Source organism: Rodentibacter heidelbergensis, assembly GCF_002000125.1.
GTDB lineage: Bacteria > Pseudomonadota > Gammaproteobacteria > Enterobacterales > Pasteurellaceae > Rodentibacter > Rodentibacter heidelbergensis.
Genome location: NZ_MLHH01000002.1, coordinates 25,949 through 49,857 on the forward strand (window position 1 = coordinate 25,949; position 23,909 = coordinate 49,857).

Sequence of the window (23,909 nt, forward strand, 5' to 3'; positions counted from 1 at the left end):
ATGCCTAGAAGCGGCATTTTTTATTGTAGAGGTTAAATTTGCGCTGCATTATAGCCCAAAAGTTCGACAAAGTGTTTAATTAATTTGGGCGAGACCTTGTCTAAGGTTGCCTCTTTTTTCTCGATAAAATCAGCAAGTTGACACATTTCCAAACCGGCATAGCCACAAGGATTAATGTAATGGAAGGGGGTTAAATCCATATTGATATTGAAGGCTAATCCGTGAAAGGAACAGCCTTTCCGAATACGCAATCCTAATGAGCAAATTTTTTTTCCATCAATATAGACACCGGGCGCATCGGCTTTGGGGTAACCCTCAATACCGTAATCAGCAAGAGTTTTCACCACCGATTGTTCAAGTGCGGTCACTAATTGACGAACATTTAAGTTTTGCTGGCGACGAATATCAATTAACACATACATCACCTGCTGACCGGGGCCATGATAAGTAATTTGCCCGCCTCGATCCGATTGCACCACGGGAATCTCACTGGTTTGTAGCAAGTGTTCGGGTTTGCCGGCTTGGCCTTGGGTAAATACCGGGGGGTGTTCAACCAACCAGATTTCATCAAGGGTGTCGGTTTGACGATTATCTGTAAAATTCTGCATTTTATGCCAAATTTCTTGATAATCCTGTAAGCCTAGTTGACGTACGATAAGTTGACGTTTGGTCATACTAAATCACCATTTTAACGCCTTCAACTTTAGCGAGTTCCTTATAGAGGGTTTCCACTTGTTCGAAATTTTGAGCAATCACATCAATGGAAACCGAATTATAAGTGCCTTTGCTGCTGCGTTTTTCTTTGGGAATATAATCCCCGGGGAGATATTTTTGCACGACGGCAATTAAATCCTGTGCTAAATTTTCACGATTAATGCCTGCTACTTTAAAGGTCATCGGTGCAGGAAATTCCATTAATTCTTTCAGTTTTTCGTAATCTTGTTCTGTGGCCATAATTATGCTCTATTTTGAGTGAGATAAAGGGCAGATCTGAAATCTGCCCCGTTTGAGATCATCGGTACCCTCATAAAATGGGGAAGTGCGGTTAAATTTCAAGGTGTTTTAGAAAAGGCTTTTTACGGTGAGGACTAACCAATCCCAAGCATTGCCAAAAAATCCGCCTTCTTTGACTTCTTGCATTGCCTGTAAATTCACCACCGCCACATCTTTGCCATCAAGTTGATAAATCACTTTACCCACCACTTGACCTTTTGCCAATGGGGCTTGTAAGTATTTGTTATCCAATTCATAACGGGCTTTTAATTCCGCTTGTTTGCCTTTTGGCACGGTAATGAAACTGTCTTGTAATACCCCGAGTTTTACATTGCTTTCATCGCCATAGTAAACCGGTTGTTCGGAAACCTCTTTATTGGCCTCAAGGGTTTTTAATGTTTCAAAGTTGGCAAAGCCCCATTGCAATAATTTCTTACTTTCTACTTCACGGCCTTTATATGTCGGCACGCCCATCACAACGGAAATTAAACGCATATTGCTTGGATTGGTTGCTGAGGCCACAAGGTTATAGCCTGCCTGACTGGTGTGACCGGTTTTCATGCCGTCTACATTCATGGTTTTATCCCACAATAAGCCATTACGATTAGGTTGTTTGATCTTATTGAAGGTGAATTCTTTTTCCGCATAAATTTTATATTCTTCCGGTGTGTCACGAATAATATGCGCACCGATAATCGCCATATCACGGGAGGAAGAGTATTGGTTTGGATCATCTAGCCCATGAGGCGTTGTAAAGTGAGTATTTTTTAAACCAAATTGCTGGGCGTATTGGTTCATCGTATCCACAAAGTTTAATACAGTGCCTGATGTATGCTCTGCTAATGCCACGCTGGCATCATTACCGGAAACAATAATCACCCCCTTATTGAGATCTTGCACTGAAACCTGTTGATTGAGGTTTAAGAACATTTTAGAGGAATCCGGGAAATTGCGTCCCCAAGCGCTTTCCCCGATGGTAACCATATCGGTATTGTGAATTTTCCCCTGTTTTAAGGCTTGTCCGACCACATAGCTTGTCATCATTTTGGTTAATGAAGCGGGATATTGACGTTGATCCGGATTTAACGCCGCCAGTACGGCACCGGAGTGATAATCCATCAGAATATAGGTTTGCGCATTCACTTGTGGAGGTGTGATGCCATATTGCATCTCTTCTTGGGCGATAGCTGTGGAGGAGGCAGCAAGCATACCTGAAAGAAGAAGGGTTTTCGTGAATTTAGCACTTTGCTTTAACATAGTATTTCCTTAATCAAGTCTTAATTTTTATGAGTATAAACGATGAGCGGGTTCTCACCGGCGATTTTTTGTAATTGCGTTTTTAACTCTGTGGTGCGTTGTTTATCTTCCAATGGCCCAAAATGAATTTCATATTTGCCGTTGCGATGATTAACTTGTGCATTAATATTATCCAGTGCAAGGCGCGAAATCATCGTATTCGCTTGTTTTTCGCTAGAGAAATTTAGCATTTTTAAGGTGTAGCGCTCTTTAAATGTTTTAGGCTCATTTGAGCGATCTTTTCCCTCATTGTTCGCTATGTTGATAAGGCGTTCGGAAGCTGCCTCTGTTTTCGCATGTGCAGCGAGAGTTTGTACGCCTGCGCCGGAAATATTGCCATTAGGGGCAACATGTAATGCTTCCACTTTCACTTTTCCTGTTCCCCGTGCGATCAAGCCGATTTCTTTTGCTGCCGCATGAGATAAATCAATAATGCGATCTCGGCTAAAAGGCCCTCGGTCATTAATACGCACAATGGTTTTACGGTTATTGCTTAAATTGGTGACCAAAGCATAAGAATTCATGGGTAAGGTTTTATGGGCCGCTGTATAGCGTGTTGAGTTATAAATCTCACCGTTTGATGTGCGACGCCCATTAAATTTGTGATGATAATAACTGGCGATCCCTGTTTTGGAATAATTTTTTGCCGTTTTATGGCTGTGAGTGGTATAGGTTTTGCCTCTCACCGTATAACTTGTTGATGAATGCGCCTGTGTGCTTGGCTTAAGGTTTGCCCCTTTAATACCATATAATTTATCCGTATCGTTTTTTGCCTGAGCAGGGGATATACCCATAGAGAGGGTCAAAAAAAGTGCGGTCAATTTTATCAGTGTTTTGAATATCATAAAGTGAGTTTTCCATTAAGTCATATTTTGTATAAGAACCTTAAACACCTCAATTAGTTCCCATTGATAAATTTTGTGCGATGAGTATGGATAGACATCACCAAGCCGAAACTTGCCATAATCGCCACATAAGAGGTGCCACCATAGCTAAATAAAGGTAATGGCACACCGACTACGGGTAAAATCCCACTTACCATACCAATATTAACGAATAAATACACGAAAAAAATCAGCGTGGTAGCGCCGGCTAAAATTCGTCCAAAAGAGGTTTGGGCATTGACTGCAATCATTAAGCCTCGAACGATAATGAACAGATAAATCGCAATGAGAATACCAAAGCCGACCATGCCATGCTCTTCACTCATCACTGCAAAGATAAAATCAGTGTGAGGTTCGGGTAAAAACTCTAATTGGGATTGCGTTCCCTGCATCCAGCCTTTCCCCCAAATTCCCCCTGATCCGATAGCAATTTTAGATTGCAAAATATGATAGCCCGCACCCAGTGGATCTTTTTCCGGGTCAAGTAGGGTTAATACACGGGTACGCTGATAATCATGCATTAAATAAAGCCACATAATGGGGATAAACCCGGCTAATCCGATGATGGCAGCCAAAATGAGCCACCAACTCATTCCTGCAAGGAATACCACAAACAAACCGGAAGCACTGACAAGAATAGAGGTGCCGAGATCCGGTTGGATCGCCACTAATAATGTAGGGATGAGTATCATCGCAATGGCAATAAAGGTTTCGCTTAATTTGGGAGGAAGAGGACGGTTACCCAAATAAACCGCAACCATTAATGGCACGGCAAGTTTTACAATTTCCGAAGGTTGAAAACGGATAAAACCGAGATCTAACCACCGTTGTGCCCCTTTACTGGTTGTTCCGATAGCATCAACCAAAATGAGTAAAATAAAGCCGATGAGATAAAGGTAAGGGGCAATGCGTTGATAAAACTTCGGTGGTAATTGTGCCATGACAAGCAACACGATAAAACCAAGACAAACTTGGATAATTCGGTTTCGGAACATGGTTTCATTGGCGCCGGATGCACTATAAAGCACCAACATGCCATAGCCTGTAATGGCGATAAGCCCCAGTAATAGCCAAAAATCTAAATGTAGCGGCCTCCATAGACGAAGCCAAAGTGGTGTTTTTTCTTCCATTATTCGGTTTGTCCGTTTTCCGGTAATAATTCGTGGGAGGATTTAGGTAATGTATTATCCGTAGCGCTTTTTTGTGCGATTTCCGGCAGGCGTTTATTAAGATAATAATCCATAATTTTACGCACAACAGGGGCGGCATTGCTTGAACCTCCGCCTGCATTTTCCAAGATAATTGCCACCACCATTTGTGGGTTTTCATAAGGGGCGTAGGCGGTAAACCAAGCATGATCGTGTAATTCTTTTTTCAACCCGGCGGCATTGTATTTTTGGTTTTCTTTTAAGCTGAACACCTGTGCTGTACCGGATTTACCTGCAACATGGTAATTAGTGCCCGCAAAGGCTTTTCGACCCGTCCCGGCGGCGGAATTCACGACATTAAACATTCCCCGCTTTGCCGCATCCCAATAGGCCTGTTTCGGTTCGGTAATATCTTCATAAAGTAGGGGATCGCGGTAAGGCTCAATGGTTGCTCCTTCAATAGATTTCATTAAATGAGGCGTATTCACTTTCCCGTTATTGACTAAAATAGCGGTGGCTTTGGCAACTTGGAGTGGTGTGGCCGTCCAATAACCTTGACCTATCCCAACCGAAATAGTATCCCCTTGTACCCACGGGCGTTTATAACGTTTTTGTTTCCATTCTTTGGTGGGCATGTTGGCGGAAACTTCTTCATTAATTTCTATCCCTGTTGGTACACCAAAACCGAAACGTTTCATCCAAGAGGATAGGCGGTCGATCCCCAGGTTATAAGCCACTTGATAGAAATAGGTGTCGGATGATTCGGTAATGGCTTTGTTTAAATCCGTATAACCGTGTCCGGATTTTTTCCAATCACGGAAACGTTTTGTGGTATTTGGCAAGATCCAATAACCGGGGTCAAAGATAGTGGTATTTTGATTGACGATATTTTCCGTTTGTGCCGCCACAGCAATAAAGGGTTTTACGGTGGAGGCCGGGGGGTACACACCTTGGGTTGCACGGCTATAAAGCGGACGGCCAGGATCTTCTAATAAACGCTTATAATCTGCACTGGAAATGCCATCTACAAATAAATTATTGTCATAGCTTGGGGTGGAAACCATGGCTAATACACTGCTGTCTTTAGGATCTAATACCACCACAGCGCCTTTTTGTCCGCTCAGTAAATCGGTGATGTAACGTTGAAGCGCAAGATCGATGGTTAAGTGGATACTTTTTCCGGCTGAGGCGGGTTGTTCCCGTAATTTACGCACCACTTTCCCCCGGTTGTTAATTTCCACTTCCTCAAAACCGGTTGTGCCGTGTAATTGCTCTTCGTAATAGCGTTCAATCCCCAGTTTTCCCATATCGTGAGAACCGGCATAATTGGCGAATTTTTCCTCTTTTTTCAGCCGCTCCACATCTTTATCGTTAATTTTTCCCACATAGCCGAGAATATGGGTCATCACATCACCATAGAGGTAATTGCGTTTAAAATAAGGGCGAACCTCAAGGCTTGGAAATTGGTATTGATTAACGGCAAAACGGGCAATTTGTTCTTCCGTTAAATTCGGTTTGAGCATGATTGAAGTATAACGGGTGCCACGGCGGCGCTCTTTTTTGAAATTTTCAATATCCTCGTCCGTGAGCCCCACAATATAACGGAGTTCATCAAAAGTGCGGTCTAAATTTTCCGTTTTTTCAGGCACGATATAGAGCCCAAAAAAGGTCAGGTTTTCGGCTAAAAGCTCACCATAACGATCATAAATCAGCCCACGGGTTGGCGGAACCGGTAAAAGTTTGATTCGGTTACCGTTAGAGCGGGTCTGGTAGGTATCAAAATTCATGACTTGAAGATGATAGATATTGGCAAATAACACAGTAGTGAGGGCAAGAATACCAATAAATGCCACTAATGTTCGGCGTGCAAAAAGATTTCGTTCCGCTTTTTTATCACGAATCGGCTCATGGGGTGGGGCAATGAAGAACTTTTTTAAATTCATCTAAAATTGACCGCGCTTTATTCTCGATGATAAGGATGGTTTGTTGTCAGCGACCACGCACGATATAAACTTTCTGCCACGACCACACGCACCAACGGGTGAGGGAGGGTTAAAGGCGAAAGTGACCAACTTTGTTCTGCTGCCGCTTTACATTCCGGTGAAAGCCCTTCCGGCCCGCCAATGAGTAAGCACAGATCACGTCCATCATTTTTCCAGGCTTCCAACTGCTCGGCAAGCTCCGGCGTTGTCCAAGGTTTACCGGGAATATCAAGGGTGATGATTTTACTTTTACCGCAAGCATTTAGCATTGCCTTGCCTTCTTGTTCCAAAATCCGCTTAATATCCGAATTTTTGCCTCGCTTTCCGGCCGGAATTTCAATCAGTTCGAAAGGCATATCTTTAGGGAAACGGCGTTGATATTCCGCAAATCCTGTGGTGACCCAGGCAGGCATTTTGGTTCCGACAGCAATTAATGTGATTTTCACAACGTTTCCTTCTATAAATGAGGGATAAATTTAACGGTATTTATGACCGCACTTTATGCCCAAAGTTTCTCTAATTGATAAAGTTCTCGGGCATCCCGTTGCATAATATGAACAATGGTTTGACCTAAATCGACCACAATCCAATCTGCGGTATTCTTCCCTTCTTCCCCAAAGGTTTCGATGCCGGCTTTCTTACATTCAGCGATTAAATTGTCTGCCATCGCCGCCACTTGACGGCTTGATGTGCCGGTACAGATCACCATATTTTCAGTGATAGAGGATTTCCCCCGCACATCAAAATGCACAATATCACTGCCTTTTAATCCCTCTAGGGTGTCTATGATAAATTTAACTAACGACATGATTTTCTTTCCCCATAAAAGTGCCGAATTCTATCATTGAATCCGCCCAAGGACTAGGTCGGGGAAAGAAAAAGTCTGATAAAATACAAAGGATGCTCGCACTTTGTTTTAAAATCCGTAAGATCTTTTTTATGAAAATAGAGGTATTCGAATAATCTAACAATGACATATAAAAATAATCAATCCGTTTTGGTGGTGGTTTATTGTAAACATTCCAAGCGGGTGTTAATGCTACAACGCTGTGATGATCCTGATTTCTGGCAATCGGTTACCGGTTCAATGGAAGAGGGCGAAACCCCAAGGGAGACGGCAAAACGTGAACTGAGGGAGGAAGTTGGATTAAAAATTTCGGAAAATTCGACCGCACTTTTTGATTGTCATCAATGTGTAGAATTTGAAATTTTTCCCCATTTCCGCTATAAATACGCACCGAATGTGACCCACTGTCGTGAACATTGGTTTTTATGTGCAGTGGAAAAAGAATTTGTGCCGCAGTTAACGGAACATTTGGCGTTTAAATGGGTTTCTATCGCTGAGGCGGTAGCAATGACGAAATCGCCGAATAATGCGGCGGCAATAAAACAATATCTCAATTTATTGAAAGATTAAAATATAGAAGGAAATCAAATGGCAGGTCATAGTAAGTGGGCTAATATTAAACACCGTAAAGCGGCACAAGATGCACAACGTGGTAAAATTTTTACTAAGTTAATTCGTGAATTAGTGACAGCAGCAAAATTAGGCGGGGGCGATGTGAGTGCGAACCCCCGTTTACGGGCTGCGGTGGATAAAGCACTGAGTAATAATATGACGCGTGATACGATTAATCGTGCGATTGATCGGGGGGTCGGTGGTGGCGATGACACCAACATGGAAACCAAAGTTTACGAAGGGTACGGCCCGGGTGGCACGGCGGTAATGGTAGAATGTTTAAGTGATAATGCCAACCGCACCATTTCTCAAGTTCGCCCGAGCTTTACCAAATGTGGCGGTAATTTAGGCACAGAAGGCTCTGTAGGCTATTTGTTCAGCAAAAAAGGCTTAATTTTAATTAATGAAGCCGATGAAGATGCTTTAACCGAAGCGGCAATTGATGCCGGTGCAGAGGACATTCAGCCGCAAGATGACGGTTCGTTTGAAATCTACACGGCTTGGGAAGAATTAGGTAACGTGCGTGATAACATTGAAAAAGCCGGTTTTAAAATTCAAGAAGCGGAAGTCACCATGATCCCTTCTACAACGGTTGCCCTTGATCTTGAAACCGCACCGAAACTGCTTCGTTTAATTGAGATGTTAGAAGATTGTGATGATGTGCAAAACGTCTATCACAATGGTGAAATTAGCGACGAAGTTGCTGCACAACTTTAATCTAAATGGGTAGAAAGACTACCCATTTTTTTATGGAAAGTAATGAGTATTATTTTAGGTATTGACCCCGGTTCTCGAGTGACAGGTTATGGGGTGATTCGCCAAACCGGTCGCCATTTGGAATACCTCGGTAGTGGGGTGATTCGCACGCAAGTGGAGGATCTTCCCACTCGTTTAAAACGTATTTATGCCGGCGTTACGGAAATTATCACGCAATTTCAGCCGGATATGTTTGCAATCGAACAGGTTTTTATGGCGAAAAATGCCGATTCGGCCTTAAAACTGGGGCAAGCTCGGGGGACGGCCATTGTTGCTGCTGTCAATCATGATTTACCGGTGTTTGAGTATGCGGCACGTTTGGTGAAACAAACAGTGGTGGGGATCGGTTCTGCCGACAAAATACAGGTTCAAGAGATGGTGATGCGTATTTTAAAACTCTCTGCGAAGCCTCAAGCGGATTCTGCCGATGCTTTAGCCATTGCCATTACGCATGCTCATTCAATGCAACATTCATTGCATATCGCAAGTTCTGTAAAAATAACAGAAACACAAGAAAAAATGACCGCACTTTTAAAGACTCGATATAGTCGGGGTCGCTTTCGATTAAAAATTTAACTGGATGTTCGTCCAGTTTTATTTTATGCTATGGGGCAAATTTTGTGCCTTATGGATAAACTATGATTGGTCGTTTACAAGGGGTTTTGTTAGAAAAACAACCACCCGAAATTTTACTTGATGTTCAAGGCGTGGGCTATGAATTGCTTTTGCCGATGACAAGTTTCTATAATTTGCCGGAAATCGGACAAGAAACCACCTTATTTACCCATCTTGTTGTGCGTGAAGATGCGCATTTACTTTTTGGCTTTGCACAAAAAACAGACCGTACTTTATTCCGAGAACTGATTAAAACCAATGGGGTTGGGCCTAAACTGGCGTTAGCAATTCTTTCAGCGATGTCGGTGGATCAATTTGTTTATGCCATTGAGCGGGAAGAGCTTTCCAAACTGACGAAAATTCCGGGGGTAGGGAAGAAAACAGCAGAGCGTTTACTAGTGGAATTAAAAGGGAAATTCAAAGGGGTGAAACAAAGTGATTTCTTTGTAGAAAGTTCGCATATCCCAGCGGAATCTTCCCCATTATCTGTACAAGAAAACGCCATTGATGAGGCGGTTGCGGCATTGATTGCTCTCGGATATAAACCAACTGATGCAGAGAAAATGGTGAAACGTGTTGGAAAAGCGGAATTAACCAGCGAACAACTTATTCGAGAAGCCTTAAAAGCCGCATTATAATTAGAGTTGAATGATGATTGAAACCGATAGAATTATTAGCGGTCAGGCTAAATTTGATGAAGAAGTGCTTGATCGTGCTATTCGCCCTAAATTATTGGCGGACTATGTAGGGCAACCTCAAGTGCGGGAACAGATGGATATTTTCATCAAAGCCGCTAAATTGCGTCAAGATGCGTTGGATCACCTACTGATTTTTGGCCCACCCGGGTTAGGAAAAACGACATTGGCGAACATTGTTGCCAATGAAATGGGGGTGAATATTCGCACAACTTCCGGCCCTGTTCTTGAAAAAGCCGGGGATTTGGCGGCAATGTTGACCAATCTCGAACCTCATGATGTTTTATTTATTGATGAAATTCATCGCCTTTCTCCCGCCATTGAAGAAGTGCTTTATCCGGCAATGGAAGATTACCAGTTAGACATTATGATTGGTGAAGGGCCGGCAGCCCGTTCGATTAAATTGGATCTTCCGCCTTTTACTTTGGTGGGCGCAACTACTCGGGCAGGTTCTTTAACTTCCCCTTTGCGTGATCGTTTTGGTATTGTACAACGGTTAGAATTTTATTCTGTTGAAGATTTAACCGCCATTGTGGCACGAAGTGCGGGCTGCTTAAACCTTGAGTTAGAAAAAGCAGCGGCTTTTGAAATTGCCCGCCGTTCCCGTGGCACACCGCGTATTGCCAATCGACTTTTACGTCGGGTGCGTGACTATGCCGATGTGCGTAATGGCGGTGTGATTTCTGTGGAGATCGCCAAACAAGCACTTTTAATGCTGGATGTGGATGATGCAGGGTTTGATTATTTAGACCGGAAATTACTTTCAGCGGTGATTGAGCGCTTCGATGGTGGGCCAGTAGGCCTAGATAATTTAGCAGCAGCCATTGGTGAAGAGCGTGATACCATTGAAGATGTGTTAGAACCCTATCTCATTCAACAGGGGTTTTTACAACGTACACCTCGTGGGCGGATAGCCACCTCACAAACCTATCGTCATTTTGGATTACAAAAACTAACGGACTAGATATAAAAAAAGCTTATTGGGATAGCCAATAAGCTTTTTCAGTTTGAAGTTAAAATTAATTATCTTCCTCAGAATAGTTTTTCATATTATTCAATCTTGCCAAACCAATGTTGCAACTTTTTAACTGAGTTGCTAATTCCATCTCAAGAATTTGTTTTTTGCTTTGATTGAGCTTGTTTTTAATTTTGCTCACTTGTGTGTGGGTGCCCGGTTGTTTTTCTGCTTGGGCAATTAAGTTCTCTGTTTCTTTAAATAATTGCGCGCATTGTTGAGGCAATACATCACTTTTTTGTTGTGGTGCCGCAATCACTGAAAATGATATTGCTGAAAAAAGTGCGGTCAAAATAACGGAAATTTTTTTCATTGTAAAATCCTTTAGGGAAATGTCTCCAAAAAAATCTGCCTGAAAATAACAAAATATCCCACCAATGTCTAGCCATAAAGCAAAATAATGGGAAGAAAATAGTATTTTTGTGATATGTATCAAGGAATAGGGGAGGAGAGAAGAAAGGAGAACAATTAAAATAATTTAATAAGTGTTATTAAATATTTTTATGTCATACAAAAAAGTAACGGTTAAAATTTAAACCAATTCTAACCGTACTCTGATAATCACTTCAAATCAATTATTCCGCTTTCGCTTCTGTTTCTTCTGCAACTTCAGGTGAAGTTTGTGCATTGTGATGGTTATTATTGTGATGAGAAACAGAACGAGCGGGAACAACTGTCGATATAGCGTGTTTATAGACCATTTGATTAACTGTGTTTTTTAATAAAATCACAAATTGATCGAATGACTCGATTTGACCTTGTAATTTAATTCCGTTGACGAGGTAAATAGAAACAGGAATACGCTCGCGACGTAATGCATTTAAATAAGGATCTTGTAAAGATTGTCCTTTTGCCATTTTGCTATCCTTTTGTTTTTGTTGTTATGAAATGCAGACAGAAAACTGTCGTTTTTCGATCGCAACCAATATAACAATAAATCCTGAATTTGTCTATTTGCTTTCCCGTAACTTTTTCAGGACCGACTTCATTTTTTCATCAAGCGGGGCATGTAAACGCAACATTTCATCGGTTTTAGGGTGGGCAAAATAAATAGAAAATGCGTGCAAAAATAAACGGTTTAATCCCAATATTCGCATTTTTTCATCAAAATCTTTGTCGCCATATTTGTCATCTAAGGCAATAGGGTGTCCCGCATATTGGGTATGCACACGAATTTGATGAGTTCGCCCGGTTACGGGGGAGGCTTTTACTAATGTGGCGTTCGGATAACGTTCTTCAATTGCAAAACGGGTTTCGGAAGGTTTACCCTGTTCATTGACGCGTACAATACGCTCGCCACCGGCGAGTTCATTTTTAAGTAACGGGGCTTTCACGATTTTGACATGGGATTGCCATTGTCCCCGTACCAGTGCCAAATAATCTTTTTGTACGCTTTTTAGACGAAGCTGTTCATGCAGATTGCGAAGTGCGGAACGTTTTTTGGCAATCAGTAAAATCCCGGAAGTATCTCTATCCAAACGATGCACTAATTCTAAAAAACGGGCCTCAGGTCGTAAGGCTCGGAGGGCTTCAATCACACCGAAATTTAGTCCGCTACCGCCATGTACCGCAATACCGGAGGGTTTATTGAGCACGATTAAACAGTCATCTTCAAATAAAATGTGGTGTTCAAGACTAGCCACTTTATTTAAATTTTTGGAGAGCGGGAGAGGATTTTTTTCAGCCGTTTTCACTGGCGGTAGGCGTACTACATCACCGCTTTGTAATTTATATTCAGGTTTAATTCGTCCTTTGTTTACCCGCACTTCACCTTTACGAACGATGCGATAAATTAAGCTTTTTGGCACCCCTTTAAGTTTTGCCAATAAATAATTATCTATGCGTTGCCCTGCCTCATCTTCACTAATGGTGAGCATTTTTACGGAGGCGTTGATGATATTTTCTTTTTGTTCCGTCATGTTTTTACCTTTTGAAAATTGGTGGGGATCATATCATAAAAGCGTTTTTGAGGGTAATTCTCACCTTGCTAATTTATCGATTTCTATGGATAATAGAGCGTCTTTTTATGCGTAAAATTTAGCATAAGAAATGACAAATTTTAGTTGGTGGAAACTCAATGCAGCATTTGGCATAAGACATTGATAATCAACATTTTTCTCTAAATAAATATGCCGCTTGCAACGCGTGGGAAACATCGCGTTGTTTTATAAAACAATCCTTTCATTGTTTCATAACGTTATCAATGCACCCAGCAACATACAATCGTGAGATTGACTGGCGCGAGAAACACGAGGTCGATAGCGAAGCAAAGTGCGGTTTATTTTGAGGTTGTTTTTACTATTTAAAAAAGAGAATTGACAATGAAAAGAATGTTAATTAATGCAACGCAAAAAGAAGAGTTGCGTGTGGCGCTTGTCGATGGACAACGCCTTTTTGATTTGGATATTGAAAGTCCGGGTCATGAACAAAAAAAAGCGAATATTTACAAGGGAAAAATCACCCGTGTGGAGCCGAGTCTTGAGGCCGCATTCGTGGATTATGGGGCAGAGCGCCACGGTTTTTTACCGTTAAAAGAAATTGCTCGAGAATATTTTCCGGCCGATTATGTTTTCCAGGGCCGTCCGAATATTCGTGATATTTTGAGCGAAGGCCAAGAAATTATTGTTCAAGTCAATAAAGAAGAGCGTGGCAATAAAGGCGCGGCACTGACGACCTTTGTTTCTCTTGCCGGCAGTTATTTGGTTATTATGCCAAACAACCCTCGTGCAGGGGGGATTTCTCGCCGTATTGAAGGCGATGAACGCACAGAATTAAAAGAGGCATTAAGTGCTTTAGAGGTGCCGGAGGGCGTAGGGCTTATTGTTCGAACCGCCGGTGTAGGCAAGTCAGCAGAAGAATTACAATGGGATTTAAAAGTCTTATTACACCATTGGGAAGCGATAAAACAGGCTTCACAGAGTCGTCCTGCGCCGTTTTTAATTCATCAAGAAAGTGATGTGATCGTTCGTGCGATTCGTGATTATTTACGCCGGGATATTGGTGAAATTTTAATTGATAGCCCGAAAATTTTTGAAAAGGCAAAAGCACATATCAAACTGGTTCGTCCTGACTTTATTAACCGAGTAAAACTTTATCAAGGTGAAGTGCCGCTGTTCAGCCATTATCAAATCGAATCTCAAATTGAATCGGCTTTCCAGCGTGAAGTGCGTTTGCCGTCCGGTGGCTCAATTGTCATTGATGTGACGGAAGCGTTAACGGCGATTGATATTAACTCTGCCCGCTCAACTCGTGGGGGCGATATTGAAGAAACTGCGCTGAATACAAACCTTGAGGCGGCGGATGAAATTGCAAGACAATTACGTTTGCGAGATCTAGGGGGATTGGTTGTCATTGACTTTATTGATATGACCCCTGTTCGCCACCAACGAGAAGTGGAAAACCGTATTCGTGATGCCGTACGCCAAGACCGGGCTCGTATTCAAATTAGCCGAATTTCCCGTTTTGGTTTATTGGAAATGTCTCGTCAGCGTTTAAGTCCGTCCTTGGGTGAATCTTCTCACCATATTTGCCCTCGTTGTCAGGGAACGGGGAAAGTGCGAGACAATGAATCCCTTTCTTTATCTATTTTACGTTTAATTGAAGAAGAAGCACTAAAAGAGAACACTAAACAGGTTCACACCATTGTACCGGTACAAATTGCCTCTTATCTTTTAAATGAAAAACGTAAAGCGATCAGTAACATTGAAAAACGCCATGATGTAGATGTGATTGTGGTGCCAAATGAAACCATGGAAACCCCGCACTTTAGTGTGTTCCGAGTGCGTGATGGCGAAGAGGTAAATGAACTCAGCTATAATTTAGCAAAAATTCATTGCTCACAAGATGATGTAGGCGAGGAAGCTTCGGCTTCTCGACACACTGAACCACAGGCAGTACAGGAAGCCGCAGTGGAAAGTGCAGCGGTATCTCTTTCTATTTCGGAAGCCGCACCAACGCCGTCAGAGCGTAAATCCAGTGGTCCTTCATTATTGGCGAAAATAATCGCTAAAATCAAAGGGTTGTTTGCATCTGAGCCTGTTGAGGATGAAAAAAATAAAAAACAGCATCCGCGCAATCATCGCAATAACCGTCAGCGCCGTACTCAGGAACAACGTAATACGCCACGCCGAGCTAAAACAGAAACTCACAACGTGGAGAAGTTAGAAGAGGAAAATGTACGTTTAACGCGTGAGCGTAATCAACGTCGTACTCGCCGCCATCATCCGATGACAGATGATAATCTGACGGAAAGTGCGGTCAATTTGGCGACTGTTTCTGAGAATAAGGGAGAGGAAAAAGTAGAACAAACGCCAGCACGCCGTCAGCGTCGTGATTTAACGAAACGTGTTCGTATTGAGGACAGTGCGCCGAGCGTTGAAGCGGTACAAACCGTTCAAGCGGAAGTAGAAGAAAAACCGACTCGTCAGGAACAACCGGAGCATAAGGAACGTCAAGAGCGTCAGCGTCGTACACCACGTCATCTGCGTGTGGCGAATAATCAACGCCGTCGCCGTTATGAAACAAAATCACCAATGCCATTATTTGCAGCGGTCGTTTCACCTGAATTAGCAAGCGGTAAGGTATGGGTGGATTATTCAACGGTAAACACCTCAACGGAGAAAGAAAATCAATTCTTATCCGTGGATGAATTGCTTGAGCAGGAAAAAACGAAAAAAGGGTTTATCACCCCGGCGACCGGTATTGTGATTGAAAGTAACCCGGTGGAAGTCAAACCTGCTTTAGATTTTATCACTCAACCTGCGAATGAATCGGTACAGAAGAAAGTGCAAGAATCCTTAGATCGTCTTCAAGCGGAGGAAAAAGTGAAAGCAGAAGCTGAAGCCCTTTCACCGATCTCGGTAGAAGCGGAACAGGTTGATACGCATAATACCGTTGAATTTGTTCGTACTTATGAATTCAATGGTCGTTTGGGAACCGTGTCTTCAGCATTGCACACTAAAGCGGAAATGACCTTGGCAAAAGCGAGCGAAGAGGTAAACGATTCTTTCCCTATTGTCGAATGGATGGAATCCCGTTATTACTTCTATGGTAAAGGATCGGCGGGACATCACAGTGCGATAAGCCATGTCTATTCTGAAGCCACTCAAGCTAAGGCGGAATAAGAAAATAAAATTGGTGCGTTATGCACCAATTTTTTTGCCAGAAATTGAATTAAAATTAACCACTTGATAAAAATATTATTTTTTATCCTTGACGAGGTAGGATAAAAACTTTATTATTCACCCCGCTTCAAAACGGAGGAATGGTCGAGTGGTTGAAGGCACCGGTCTTGAAAACCGGCGAGGGTTTACGCCCTCCGTGAGTTCGAATCTCACTTCCTCCGCCATCAAATCTTTAGAAAGTCGTAAGTTAGCTATTTAGAACAATAACTTACGGCTTTTTTATTGCCTATTAATCCCTTTACTACCTATCATTCTCGCTCATGCTTTGTTGGTGGATAACGAAGTGTTTGACGTAAATTTGACATTCAACTAGTGCCAGCATTGGGGGGAATGGTTAGGATTTTTTCTTTTTGTGATTTCTCATTTTCTATTCAATAAATAGCGGCTGTTTTTCGTGGAATTGGCTTTTTAACGGCTTTATCTTTGCGAAATCAGCCAAAATATGATACTTTTCTCGCGCGAATTTGAACTCTCAACACAAAATAATATGAGCGAAGGACAACAACATTTAAGCCAATCTGAAAATACTAAAAAATCTTTTTTTCAATCGTTATTTGGTCGCTTTTTTCAAGGCGAATTAAAAAATCGTGAAGATCTTGTGGAAGTCATCAGGGACTCTGAGCAAAATGACCTCATCGATCAAAATACGCGAGAAATGATTGAAGGGGTCATGGAAATCGCCGAACTTCGCGTGCGTGATATTATGATCCCCCGCTCTCAAATTATCTTTATTAAAGATGAACAAGATTTAAATGCCTGCTTGAATACCATTATTGAATCGGCCCATTCACGTTTTCCGGTGATTGCAGATGCCGATGATCGGGATAATATCGCAGGGATCTTGCATGCGAAAGATCTGCTAAAATTCTTGCGTGAAGATGCAGAAGAATTTGATATGGTAAAACTTTTGCGACCGGCAGTGATTGTGCCGGAAAGTAAACGGGTTGATCGAATGTTGAAGGATTTCCGTTCAGAGCGTTTTCATATGGCAATTGTTGTCGATGAATTTGGTGCGGTATCCGGTTTGGTGACGATTGAAGATATTTTAGAGCAAATTGTGGGGGATATTGAGGATGAATTTGACGAAGAAGAAATCGCTGATATTCGCCAGCTTTCCCGCCATACTTATGCCGTGCGAGCCTTGACGGATATCGATGATTTTAATGAAAAATTCAATACCGCCTTTGATGATGAAGAAGTGGACACCATTGGCGGGCTTATCATGCAAGCCTTTGGCTATTTGCCGAAACGGGGTGAAGAAATCCTTTTAGGTAATTTGCAATTTAAAGTCACTTCTGCTGACAGCCGGCGTTTAATTCAGTTGCGTGTCACCGTACCGGATGAACATTTGTCGGATATGACAGAGGTCGAAGAAAAAAGCGAGTAACGGCCTTTGCTCGAACGGTTTTCCCCTCATTTTGTTGAGGGGATTTTTATGTGATTAAAATAAAATGAAACATTTATTAACTTATTTCATTGCCATTATCTCCGGTATTATCGGGGTTTTTGCCTTTTCCCCTTTTGATTATTGGGCAATGGCCTATCTCTCTTTATTCGGATTACTGTATGTCGCAAAAAGTGCGAAAAAATCTACCGCACTTTTAGGCACTTTCCTATGGGCCATGGGCTTTTTCTGCTTTGGGGTCAATTGGTTGAATGTCAGTATTCATCAGTTTGGTGGTGCATCTCTTGGCGTCAGTTATTTCCTCGTGGCATTGCTTTCTGCCTATCTCTCCCTTTATCCGATGCTTTTCACCTATCTCGTTCAACGTTTTCAAGTGCAAAGTGCGGTGATTTTTGCGGTCATTTGGACATTTACAGAGTTTTTACGGGGATGGGTATTGACCGGTTTTCCTTGGTTACAATTCGGTTACACGCAAATCGATAGTCCCTTTGCCAGCATTGCCCCTCTCTTTGGTGTTGATGGATTAACTTTCTTTACCGTGTGGGGAAGTGCGGTCATTTTTAACGGCGTTTTGGCGTTAGTTAAAGAAAAAAATCTCAAGTTGTTATTGGCAAATGGGGTACTTTTTACCACAGTCGGTGGTTTGGCCGCTTATGCTCAAAAAATAACCTTCGTGAAACCTGTTGAAGATAAAGCCATCACGATTACCCTTGCCCAAGGGAATATTGAGCAAAATTTAAAGTGGGATCCCGAATATTTCTACTCCACCTTGGAAATCTACCAAAAATTAATTGCACAAAATTTAGGGAAAAGCGATCTGATTATTCTGCCGGAATCGGCGCTACCGACTTTAGAAAATCATATTGTTCCTTTTTTTGAAAGCCTTGAGCGTGCGGCAAAAGAGCAGAACACGGAAATAATGATTGGCACGGTGTATCAACATGAACAATCAGGCAAATTGCTGAATTCGATTGTTACGGTAGGTAACCCTGATTTTCCTTATCATCTTTCTACAAATAATCGATATAGTAAACATCATTTAGTGCCTTTTGGTGAATATGTCCCGCTGGAAAAGTGGTTACGCCCGTTAAATTCGGTATTTAATTTACCGATGTCGGCTTTTCAAAGCGGCGAGGCAATACAACCTTCTTTGATGGCAAAACAGCGTGCTTTTTCACCGGCGATTTGTTATGAAATTATTTTTGGTGAACAAGTGCGTGAAAACCTGAAAAAAGAAACGGATTATTTACTGACGATTTCCAATGATGCCTGGTTTGGCGATTCTATCGGGCCTTGGCAGCATTTACAGATGGCGAGAATGAGAGCATTGGAGTTGGGGAAACCTTTAATTCGAGCCACGAACACCGGGATTTCCGTGTTTATTGGGGCGAGAGGTGAAATTTTAGCGCAAGCACCACAATTTATCGAAACGACACTGACTTATCATATCGCCCCAACCGAAGGGAAAACGCCTTATTCTGTATTAGGCAATATGCCGCTTTATGGCTTGTCTTTGTTGTTTTTAATGTTGCGTGGTCTGATGACGTATGTTCATCGCCGTATGAACCTTTCGTTAAAACCATAGTCAAAACGACCGCACTTTTATGGATGAGTTTACTCATCACAAGTTGAATATTATCGGTGGTGTGATAAAACCGCCTCAAAACATGAGATTTGAATGAATCAAAATCTAATTGAAGTTAAAAACCTCACCTTTAAACGAGGTGAAAGGGTGATTTACGATAACCTGAATTTGAAAGTCCAAAAGGGCAAGATTACGGCGATTATGGGGCCGTCAGGTATCGGAAAAACCACCTTATTGAAATTGATCGGCGGACAGTTACAGCCGGAAAAAGGGGAAATTTGGTTCGATGATAAAGAGATTTGTCGTCTTTCCAACAGTGAACTCTATGAGGTTCGTAAGCGTATGGGCATGTTATTTCAATCCGGTGCGCTTTTTACCGATATTTCCACTTTTGATAATGTGGCCTTTCCTATTCGGGAACACACCCGTTTGCCGGAAAAGTTAATTCGCCAGATTGTATTGATGAAATTGGAAGCGGTTGGGCTGCGTGGTGCCGCACAATTGATGCCTTCTGAGCTTTCCGGTGGGATGGCTCGCCGTGCGGCACTGGCTCGAGCGATTGCCCTCGACCCCGATTTGATGATGTTCGATGAACCTTTTACAGGACAAGATCCTATCAGCATGGGCGTGATTGTCAGTTTAATTAAGCGGTTAAATGAAGCCCTTAACTTAACCTCTATTGTGGTTTCCCATGATGTACAAGAGGTGTTAAGTATTGCGGATTACGCCTATATCATTGCGGATAAACGGGTTATTGCAGAAGGGACTTCGGCACAGTTACTTGAAAGCCAAGATCCACAGGTCTTACAATTTTTAAAAGGCGAAGCGGATGGGCCGGTGAAATTCCATTATCCCGCTGGAAATTATGTGGAGGAATTATTCCAATGATCGTTGAAACAATTTCTTCTCTTGGGCGTAAGGTCATTCGTTTTTTTCGTGCTTTAGGACGAGCCGGCTTTATGCTATTTGGGGCATTGGTGGGGAAACCGCAATTGCGCCAACATTTTCCGCTTTTAATTAAACAGCTACACGTTTTAGGCGTGCAATCCTTGCTGATTATTTTACTTTCCGGTTTGTTTATCGGAATGGTGCTCGGCTTACAAGGCTATGTGGTACTGGTGGATTTTTCTGCAGAAACGAGTTTAGGGCAGCTGGTGGCATTGTCGCTTTTGCGGGAATTAGGCCCGGTTGTAACCGCACTTTTATTTGCAGGGCGTGCCGGTTCGGCATTAACGGCAGAAATCGGTTTAATGAAAGCCACCGAGCAGCTTTCCAGCCTTGAAATGATGGCTGTCGATCCATTGCGTCGGGTGATTGCTCCCCGTTTTTGGGCAGGCGTTATTGCGATGCCGATCCTTTCTATTATTTTTATTGCGATCGGTATTTGGGGCGGCTCACTGGTTGGGGTGGACTGGAAAGGTGTGGATGCAGGAAGTTTTTGGTCTGTCATGCAAAATTCCGTAAGCTGGAGCTATGACATTCTCAATGGCTTGATTAAAAGCCTGTTTTTTGCTATCGCAGTGGTGTGGATTGCGTTATTTAACGGCTATGATTGCGTGCCGACTTCGGAAGGAATCAGTCAAGCCACAACTCGAACCGTTGTACATGCTTCGTTAGTGGTACTCGGGTTAGATTTCATCTTAACTGCCATGATGTTTGGGGCAGGTTAAAAGGATATTGTTATGCGACAAACTGTTAAATATGAATTTTGGGTCGGATTATTTTTGTTACTCGGCATTGGCGCACTCGTGTTTTTAGGATTGCGTGTCGCCAACGTGCAAGGTTTTGGAGAGAATAAATCTTATACCGTAACAGCAACTTTTGATAACATTGGTGGACTAAAAGTCCGTGCACCGTTAAAAGTTGGGGGCGTAGTGATTGGTCGGGTGAGTAGTATTGAATTAGATGAGAAAACCTATTTACCGAAAGTGAACATTGCGATTAATGAAGAATATAATGAAATTCCGGAAAATAGCGCCTTATCCATTAAAACATCGGGGCTTTTAGGCGAGCAATATATCGCATTAACAATGGGATTTGATGATGGTGAAACGGCGATGTTGAAAAACGGTAGCCAAATTCAAGATACGAAATCGGCAATGGTATTGGAAGACCTGATTGGTCAATTCCTTTACGGCGACAAAAAAACGGAAGGGAATGCGGAAAACGCAGAACCGACAGGAAAATAACAGTAATCTTTAATGAGGAGATTTATGATGAAATTCATTCATTTGAAAAAATGGTTGGCGGTTTTTGCTTTTGCAATGACAGCCGTTTTTATGACCCGCACGACAATGGCGGCAACCAGTCCTTATGTTTTAATGCAACAAGCATCAGATAAATTGTTTGCTGACATTAAAAACAATCAGGCAAAAATTAAACAAAATCCAAACTATTTGCGTACCATTGTGCGTAATGATTTATTACCTTATGTGCAAGTGAATTATGCGGGTTCCTTGGTGTTAGGTTCACACTTTAAATCTACCACACCGGAACAACGTGAAAAGTTCTTTAAAGCCTTTGGTGATTTTATTGAACAAGCCTATGCACAGGTGTTAACGGCATACAGTAACCAAAATATTCAAATTGAACCGGCAAAAGAGGTAGGCGATAAGAATTTGGTGAGTATTCGAGTGAATATTCTTCAAAATGGTGGCGCAGCACCGATTAAATTAGATTTTAAATGGCGTAAAAATAGCAAAACAGGCGAATGGCAAGCCTATGATATGGTGGCTGAAGGCGTCAGTATGGTGGTAACCAAACAGAATGAATGGAGCGGTATTTTACGCCAACAAGGTATTGATGCATTAACGGCTCAAATTCAAAAATCCGCAGCTCAACCTGTCACATTAAGTAAATAATCTCATGGCGACATTAAATTGGGATTTGGTGCAAAACAATGATAAGATAGCGATCCGATTTTCTGGGGAGCTATCTCGTAACACGTTGCTAGCCTTGTGGCAGCAACGTGCTTCTTTTTTGTCTGAGGCGAGGCTAAGTCAGCCGACGATTGAATGGGATTTAACAGAGATGACAAGAATTGATTCTGCAGGTTTTGCCTTGCTTTGTAATTTCTTGCATATCAGTCAACAATTGCCGAAGAAAAGAGTACGGTTAGTCAATCCGCCTCAGCAATTATTAACCCTTGCGGATTTAGTCAATTTATCCGATTGGCTTTCTGCTTTTATTGAACATGATTAAAATGGAAATCTGAATGGAACTGAAAGAAATCGAACGAATTTTAAAAGAAGCGTTAAAAGTTGATGGAGTCTATGCGCAGGGGGAAAACGCCCATTTTGGTGTGATAGTTGTCAGTGATGAACTGGCTGCACTGTCTAAGTTAAAACAACAACAAGCGGTTTATGCACCTCTTATGCCTTACTTTAGCACCGGTGAAATTCATGCTTTAACCATCAAAACCTACACCACTGAAAAGTGGAAAAGGGATCGTCTTTTACATCAATTCAGTTAAGTTAATATTAGGATTTCTTATATGGAAAAATTTCGTGTTTATGGCGGACAATCCCGCCTAAGTGGTACCGTCACGATTTCCGGTGCTAAAAATGCCGCCCTTCCTATTCTTTTTGCCAGTATCTTAGCGACCGAGCCGGTAAAACTCACTAATGTACCGGAACTCAAAGATATCGAAACCACCCTTAAAATTTTGCGTAAGTTAGGTGTCGTGGTGGAGCGTGATGAAACCGGTGCGGTTTTATTGGATGCGTCAAAAATCGATCATTTTATCGCCCCTTATGATTTAGTTAAAACCATGCGTGCTTCTATTTGGGCGCTAGCTCCTTTGGTTGCACGTTTTCATCAAGGTCAGGTTTCTCTTCCGGGAGGTTGTTCTATTGGCGCACGTCCGGTTGATTTACACATTAGCGGCCTTGAAAAAATGGGAGCGGAGATTACGCTTGAAGAAGGCTATGTTAAAGCACAGGTTGCCGATCGCTTGTTAGGAACCCGTATTGTGATGGAAAAAGTGAGCGTCGGGGCAACATTATCTATCATGATGGCAGCGACTTTGGCAAAAGGCACCACGGTGATTGAAAATGCAGCCCGTGAACCGGAAATTGTCGATACCGCTGATTTCCTCAATAAAATGGGCGCGAAAATCAGTGGTGCGGGTTCGGATCATATTACGATTGAAGGGGTAAACCGTTTAACCGGTTGTGAACATAGTATCGTACCGGATCGTATTGAAACCGGGACATTCTTAGTGGCAGGCGCTATTTCCGGCGGACGTGTTGTTTGTAAAAATACAAAAGCGGATACCTTAGATGCCGTTATTGATAAATTGCGTGAGGCCGGGGCACAGGTTGATATCACAGAAGATACCATTACTTTGGATATGTTAGGCCAACGTCCGAAAGCGGTGAATATCCGAACAGCGCCTCACCCGGGCTTTCCAACGGATATGCAGGCGCAATTCACCTTATTAAATATGGTGGCACAAGGGACGAGTATTATCACCGAAACCATTTTTGAAAATCGTTTCATGCATATTCCGGAACTCATCCGTATGGGGGGAAAAGCCGAAATTGAAGGCAATACTGCAGTATGCCATGGCGTAGCCCAACTTTCCGGTGCGGAAGTGATGGCAACAGATTTGCGTGCATCAATTAGCTTAGTGTTAGCCGGCTGTATTGCAACAGGTGAAACCATCGTTGATCGGATTTACCACATTGATCGTGGCTATGAACATATTGAAGAAAAACTTCGTTGCTTAGGGGCGAGAATTGAGCGTTTTTCTGACGCATAGGAAAAACGCCTTGCCGAAAAGTGCGGTCAAAATCATGAGTGTTTTACGCATTTAGCTTATTTAGAGAAGGGCTGTTCTCTTTATCTTGGGGAGAACAGCCCTTTTTATTTATGGTGATGAACTAGAGCATT

General features: G+C 42.3%; 26 protein-coding genes and 1 tRNA gene. 16 read left to right on the forward strand and 11 right to left on the reverse strand.

What is annotated here, in order from left to right:
* Positions 1-32: 32 nt before the first annotated feature.
* The 8 genes from lipB to rsfS all read right to left on the reverse strand — a co-directional run bounded on the left by lipB (position 33) and on the right by rsfS (position 7,111).
* Positions 33-674: a lipoyl(octanoyl) transferase LipB gene (gene lipB / locus BKK48_RS00350; protein ID WP_077426241.1), complete on the reverse strand. Its 642-nt coding sequence runs from the start codon at positions 672-674 to the stop codon at positions 33-35.
* 1 nt (position 675) lies between these two features.
* Positions 676-954, reverse strand: coding sequence for a DUF493 family protein YbeD (ybeD, locus tag BKK48_RS00355; protein WP_077415039.1), 279 nt, complete (start codon positions 952-954; stop codon positions 676-678).
* Positions 955-1,062: 108 nt separating this feature from the next.
* Positions 1,063-2,250 carry a D-alanyl-D-alanine carboxypeptidase family protein gene (locus BKK48_RS00360; RefSeq protein WP_077426242.1) on the reverse strand — a complete coding sequence of 396 codons (1,188 nt, stop codon included), beginning with the start codon at positions 2,248-2,250 and terminating at the stop codon, positions 1,063-1,065.
* A 20-nt stretch (positions 2,251-2,270) separates the two neighbouring features.
* Positions 2,271-3,134: a septal ring lytic transglycosylase RlpA family protein gene (locus BKK48_RS00365; RefSeq protein ID WP_077426243.1), complete on the reverse strand. Its 864-nt coding sequence runs from the start codon at positions 3,132-3,134 to the stop codon at positions 2,271-2,273.
* A 53-nt stretch (positions 3,135-3,187) separates the two neighbouring features.
* Positions 3,188-4,303 carry a rod shape-determining protein RodA gene (gene rodA / locus BKK48_RS00370; RefSeq protein WP_077426244.1) on the reverse strand — a complete coding sequence of 372 codons (1,116 nt, stop codon included), beginning with the start codon at positions 4,301-4,303 and terminating at the stop codon, positions 3,188-3,190.
* On the reverse strand, positions 4,303-6,264 hold the full coding sequence (gene mrdA / locus BKK48_RS00375) for a penicillin-binding protein 2 (protein WP_077426245.1): 1,962 nt from the start codon (positions 6,262-6,264) through the stop codon (positions 4,303-4,305). The genes rodA and mrdA overlap by 1 nt, the downstream gene beginning before the upstream one ends.
* Positions 6,265-6,281: 17 nt before the next feature.
* Positions 6,282-6,749: a 23S rRNA (pseudouridine(1915)-N(3))-methyltransferase RlmH gene (gene rlmH / locus BKK48_RS00380; protein WP_077426246.1), complete on the reverse strand. Its 468-nt coding sequence runs from the start codon at positions 6,747-6,749 to the stop codon at positions 6,282-6,284.
* A gap of 53 nt (positions 6,750-6,802) precedes the next feature.
* The gene (gene rsfS / locus BKK48_RS00385; protein ID WP_077420501.1) at positions 6,803-7,111 is read right to left on the reverse strand and encodes a ribosome silencing factor; all 309 of its coding nucleotides are present in this window, start codon (positions 7,109-7,111) and stop codon (positions 6,803-6,805) included.
* A gap of 162 nt (positions 7,112-7,273) precedes the next feature.
* On the opposite strand from rsfS, the gene nudB reads away from it, so the two are divergent.
* The 5 genes from nudB (at position 7,274) to ruvB (ending at position 10,792) form a co-directional block, all read left to right on the forward strand.
* Positions 7,274-7,720: a dihydroneopterin triphosphate diphosphatase gene (gene nudB, locus BKK48_RS00390; protein ID WP_077426247.1), complete on the forward strand. Its 447-nt coding sequence runs from the start codon at positions 7,274-7,276 to the stop codon at positions 7,718-7,720.
* Between the two features lie 18 nt (positions 7,721-7,738).
* Positions 7,739-8,479 (forward strand): YebC/PmpR family DNA-binding transcriptional regulator, encoded by a 741-nt coding sequence (locus tag BKK48_RS00395; protein WP_077426248.1) that lies wholly within the window; start codon positions 7,739-7,741, stop codon positions 8,477-8,479.
* Positions 8,480-8,521: 42 nt separating this feature from the next.
* Entirely contained in the window at positions 8,522-9,094 is a 573-nt protein-coding gene (gene ruvC, locus BKK48_RS00400) for a crossover junction endodeoxyribonuclease RuvC (protein WP_077426249.1), read from the forward strand.
* Positions 9,095-9,156: 62 nt separating this feature from the next.
* Positions 9,157-9,771 carry a Holliday junction branch migration protein RuvA gene (gene ruvA / locus BKK48_RS00405; RefSeq protein WP_077426250.1) on the forward strand — a complete coding sequence of 205 codons (615 nt, stop codon included), beginning with the start codon at positions 9,157-9,159 and terminating at the stop codon, positions 9,769-9,771.
* A 13-nt stretch (positions 9,772-9,784) separates the two neighbouring features.
* A complete protein-coding gene (gene ruvB, locus BKK48_RS00410; protein WP_077426279.1) occupies positions 9,785-10,792 on the forward strand; it encodes a Holliday junction branch migration DNA helicase RuvB in 1,008 nt (335 codons plus the stop codon).
* Between the two features lie 55 nt (positions 10,793-10,847).
* On the opposite strand, the gene BKK48_RS00415 is transcribed toward ruvB, so the two are convergent.
* From BKK48_RS00415 to rluC, 3 genes are all read right to left on the reverse strand, one after another.
* On the reverse strand, positions 10,848-11,156 hold the full coding sequence (locus BKK48_RS00415) for a DUF5339 domain-containing protein (protein WP_077426251.1): 309 nt from the start codon (positions 11,154-11,156) through the stop codon (positions 10,848-10,850).
* 262 nt (positions 11,157-11,418) lie between these two features.
* Positions 11,419-11,700 (reverse strand): RNA chaperone Hfq, encoded by a 282-nt coding sequence (gene hfq, locus BKK48_RS00420; RefSeq protein ID WP_077426252.1) that lies wholly within the window; start codon positions 11,698-11,700, stop codon positions 11,419-11,421.
* A 93-nt stretch (positions 11,701-11,793) separates the two neighbouring features.
* On the reverse strand, positions 11,794-12,762 hold the full coding sequence (rluC, locus tag BKK48_RS00425) for a 23S rRNA pseudouridine(955/2504/2580) synthase RluC (RefSeq protein WP_077426253.1): 969 nt from the start codon (positions 12,760-12,762) through the stop codon (positions 11,794-11,796).
* 402 nt (positions 12,763-13,164) lie between these two features.
* Here rluC and rne point away from each other — a divergent pair, with 402 nt between their 5' ends.
* From rne to murA, 11 genes are all read left to right on the forward strand, one after another.
* Entirely contained in the window at positions 13,165-15,966 is a 2,802-nt protein-coding gene (gene rne / locus BKK48_RS00430; protein ID WP_077426254.1) for a ribonuclease E, read from the forward strand.
* Positions 15,967-16,100: 134 nt separating this feature from the next.
* Positions 16,101-16,190, forward strand: a tRNA-Ser gene (locus BKK48_RS00435).
* Between the two features lie 323 nt (positions 16,191-16,513).
* Complete coding sequence (gene corC, locus BKK48_RS00440; protein ID WP_077426281.1) at positions 16,514-17,413, forward strand: CNNM family magnesium/cobalt transport protein CorC; 900 nt, start codon at positions 16,514-16,516, stop codon at positions 17,411-17,413.
* 64 nt (positions 17,414-17,477) lie between these two features.
* Positions 17,478-19,016, forward strand: a complete 1,539-nt coding sequence (gene lnt / locus BKK48_RS00445) for an apolipoprotein N-acyltransferase (RefSeq protein ID WP_077426255.1) — start codon at positions 17,478-17,480, stop codon at positions 19,014-19,016.
* 93 nt (positions 19,017-19,109) lie between these two features.
* The gene (gene mlaF / locus BKK48_RS00450) at positions 19,110-19,904 is read left to right on the forward strand and encodes a phospholipid ABC transporter ATP-binding protein MlaF (RefSeq protein WP_077426256.1); all 795 of its coding nucleotides are present in this window, start codon (positions 19,110-19,112) and stop codon (positions 19,902-19,904) included.
* On the forward strand, positions 19,901-20,686 hold the full coding sequence (gene mlaE / locus BKK48_RS00455) for a lipid asymmetry maintenance ABC transporter permease subunit MlaE (protein ID WP_077426257.1): 786 nt from the start codon (positions 19,901-19,903) through the stop codon (positions 20,684-20,686). Before mlaF ends, mlaE begins: the two co-directional genes overlap by 4 nt.
* Positions 20,687-20,698: 12 nt before the next feature.
* Positions 20,699-21,205, forward strand: coding sequence for an outer membrane lipid asymmetry maintenance protein MlaD (gene mlaD / locus BKK48_RS00460; RefSeq protein ID WP_077426258.1), 507 nt, complete (start codon positions 20,699-20,701; stop codon positions 21,203-21,205).
* Positions 21,206-21,229: 24 nt separating this feature from the next.
* Positions 21,230-21,877 (forward strand): phospholipid-binding protein MlaC, encoded by a 648-nt coding sequence (mlaC, locus tag BKK48_RS00465; protein WP_077415085.1) that lies wholly within the window; start codon positions 21,230-21,232, stop codon positions 21,875-21,877.
* A gap of 4 nt (positions 21,878-21,881) precedes the next feature.
* Complete coding sequence (locus BKK48_RS00470; protein WP_077426259.1) at positions 21,882-22,217, forward strand: STAS domain-containing protein; 336 nt, start codon at positions 21,882-21,884, stop codon at positions 22,215-22,217.
* A 13-nt stretch (positions 22,218-22,230) separates the two neighbouring features.
* Entirely contained in the window at positions 22,231-22,488 is a 258-nt protein-coding gene (locus BKK48_RS00475; RefSeq protein ID WP_077426260.1) for a BolA family protein, read from the forward strand.
* A 21-nt stretch (positions 22,489-22,509) separates the two neighbouring features.
* Positions 22,510-23,778: a UDP-N-acetylglucosamine 1-carboxyvinyltransferase gene (murA, locus tag BKK48_RS00480; protein WP_077426261.1), complete on the forward strand. Its 1,269-nt coding sequence runs from the start codon at positions 22,510-22,512 to the stop codon at positions 23,776-23,778.
* Positions 23,779-23,909: the final 131 nt, after the last annotated feature.